Source organism: Huaxiibacter chinensis (assembly GCF_022171985.1).
In the GTDB taxonomy this organism is placed as follows: domain Bacteria; phylum Pseudomonadota; class Gammaproteobacteria; order Enterobacterales; family Enterobacteriaceae; genus Enterobacter; species Enterobacter chinensis_A.
The window spans coordinates 1-2,602 of sequence record NZ_JAJVHF010000040.1 but is presented as its reverse complement, the minus strand read 5'-3'; the positions used below and the strand labels follow the sequence as shown (position 1 = coordinate 2,602).

Annotated in this window: 3 protein-coding genes; 2 read left to right on the top strand and 1 reads right to left on the bottom strand. The window is 51.5% G+C overall.

What is annotated here, in order from left to right:
- The first annotated feature begins 1,287 nt into the window (after positions 1 to 1,287).
- Positions 1,288 to 1,515, top strand: a complete 228-nt coding sequence (locus LZP96_RS23700; protein ID WP_021243043.1) for a YgdI/YgdR family lipoprotein — start codon at positions 1,288 to 1,290, stop codon at positions 1,513 to 1,515.
- A gap of 365 nt (positions 1,516 to 1,880) precedes the next feature.
- Positions 1,881 to 2,066, top strand: coding sequence for a Rop family plasmid primer RNA-binding protein (locus LZP96_RS23695; RefSeq protein ID WP_013772937.1), 186 nt, complete (start codon positions 1,881 to 1,883; stop codon positions 2,064 to 2,066).
- Between the two features lie 290 nt (positions 2,067 to 2,356).
- Here the strand turns inward: LZP96_RS23695 and LZP96_RS23690 are convergent, their stop codons facing one another.
- A complete protein-coding gene (locus LZP96_RS23690) occupies positions 2,357 to 2,560 on the bottom strand; it encodes a hypothetical protein (RefSeq protein ID WP_069377315.1) in 204 nt (67 codons plus the stop codon).
- Positions 2,561 to 2,602: the final 42 nt, after the last annotated feature.

Genomic DNA, 2,602 nt, shown 5'->3' with positions numbered 1-2,602 from the left:
CAGACCGAAACAACGGACACAAGCAGGTGTCGCTCATCATCACTAAGAGTCATCAGGGCTCCGGAAGAAAAACCAAACATGGCTTACCTACTGTTAACGGCAACGCAGAAGAAAGGTTTACAGGGTAGCGGGCAGGGATGAAAAAAAAAAAATTGCAGTCAGGCCGGAACGGCTGCTGAACCGGTACAGGCGGGTTCCGGGCGCAGCGCCGGACCAGTCACGGAGCACTAGCGGAGTGTATACTGGCTTAAGATGTAGCATGGCAGTAACACATAGCATTAATGCCACATAAGACAGGCGCAGAAAGTGAAAGAAAACGCGTCAGGAGAAAATGTGATACAGAATATATTCCGCTTCCTCGCTCACTGACTCGCTCCGCTCGGTCGTTCGGCTGCGGCGAGCGGGACGGGCTTACGGATGGATCAGAAATTTCCTGGGGGATGCCAGGAAGATACTTAACGAAGAAAGCATAAGGCCGCGCCAAAGCCGTTTTTCCATAGGCTCCGCCCCCCTGACAAGCATCACAGAATCTGACGCTCAAATCAGTGGTGGCGAAACCCGATGCGGCTTAAAGATACCAGGCGTTTCCCCCTGGTGGCTCCCTCGTGCTCCCCCGCATTCCTGCCTTTCGGTTTACCGGTGTCACTCCGCTGTTATGGCCGCGGTTTCTCATTCCACGCCTGACACTCAGTTCCGGGAAGGCAGTTCGCTCCAGGATGGACTGTATGCACGAACCCCCCGTTCAGTCCGACCGCTGCGCCTTATCCGGTAACTATCAACTTGAGTCCAACCCGGAAAGACACGACTAATCGCCATTGGCAACGGCCATTGGCAAACAGGATGTGCGAGAGATGTCTCAAGAGTTCTTGAAGTGGCGGCCTTAGTGAGGCTACACTGAAAGGACAAATTTGGTGACATGTCTCGCACAAGACTGTTACCACGGTTAGGGGATCTGCCAGGATTACCTAACCTTCGAAAAACCACCTGCCAGGGTGGTTTTTTCGTTTACAGGGCAAGAGATTACGCGCGGAAAAAAAGGATCTCAAGAAGATCCTTTATAAATTAGACATCCAACCTCACAAAGAGGAATACTTAAATCATCTTGGTATATGTATCGGCCGGATTACATCTCATATAAGCCTCCTCCCCGCCTGACACCACACTTTGACCATAGCACCTCGCGCCTAACTCGATATACAGCCCACCATCAAGCCTCTTTTCACATAAAAAATGACCTATAGTTAGATGGTTAGTGACCAAAACTGATATGGATAAAAGGAGCTGGCTTTGAAAAAGATTTTTGTTTCAGTGTTCGCAGCGGCAGTTGCGCTTTCAGCCCTCACCGGCTGCACGCGCACAAGCTATGCCATACACACCAATGACGGTCGCACTATTGTCAGCGACGGCAAACCTAAAGAATCAGACTCAGGCCTGCTTGGCTATACAGACGCGAATGGTGTCAAACAGCAGATCAATAAAACCGACGTTAAAGAAGTCTCCGAAATTCCGCACTGAGCATCTTCTCCGAAAAAGGCCGCTAATGTGGCCTTTTTCTTTACCTGTGGTTCTCCGCCAAAATCCCAGCAAATTGCATCACCAAAGCTAAAAGCTTTCAGGGTTGTCTAAAAAGCACAAGACATAAGAGGAAGTGCGGTATTTTATAATCAAGCCCCCAAGAATTTACCATAACATCCGTTGCCCGCACCGCCTGAGACGCGTTCAGCGCGTTCCTGACGAAACCATGACAAAAACCACAACAAACCACCCCGGAACCCGTCAGAAACGCGCCTGTTAAATTTTAACGGCATGCATGACTATGCACCAGAATGACGCCATGCTCTTTTCACGCAAAAATCATCACCAGACGGGGAAAATCACCAGTGACCAGACAGGAATCCGCCGCCCTCAATATGGCCAAATTTATCCGCGCACAGACACTTCTCCTCCTTGAGCGGCTCGAGCAGATGGATCTGGATGAGGCTGCCGGCTGCTGTGAGCACCTGCACGATCAGGCCGAAGCGCTTTACGCCATGCTGAACGCACAGATAGGCGAGGAAAATGCGTGAAAATCGGTGAACGGGTGCGCAATTCAGTGCGCGGCCGTGAGGCGATGGCGGGGTGTCGGGGCGCAGCCCTGACCAGGGTATTTGTGATGCCGGCGCGTGCGCGGTATTACAAATGCACATCCTGTCCCGGAACGGACACCGGGAAACAGCAAAAAAAACCGGGCGGCACGCCCGGAACTCAATCAAGTTAGATTAGATTACTCTCACTCGTCCATAACAGCATCATGGAACGACGACCACCGTCCGTGACGGCCGCCTCGTTTAAGTATGGACAGAAATACAGAAAATGCTCAGGACGAAATGTAATGAATGCGAACGGATTCAAGAAATTCGAGCATGACAGTCCTTACGGCCGGTTCGGTTTCAGACAAAATCTGCCGGTATGCATCCAGCATCATGGCTCCGGCATCCCCTCCGGCATCCCCTCCGGCACGCCGTAGCCAGACCGAAACAACGGACACAAGCAGGTGTCGCTCATCATCACTAAGAGTCATCAGGGCTCCGGAAGAAAAACCAAACATGGCTTACCTACTGTT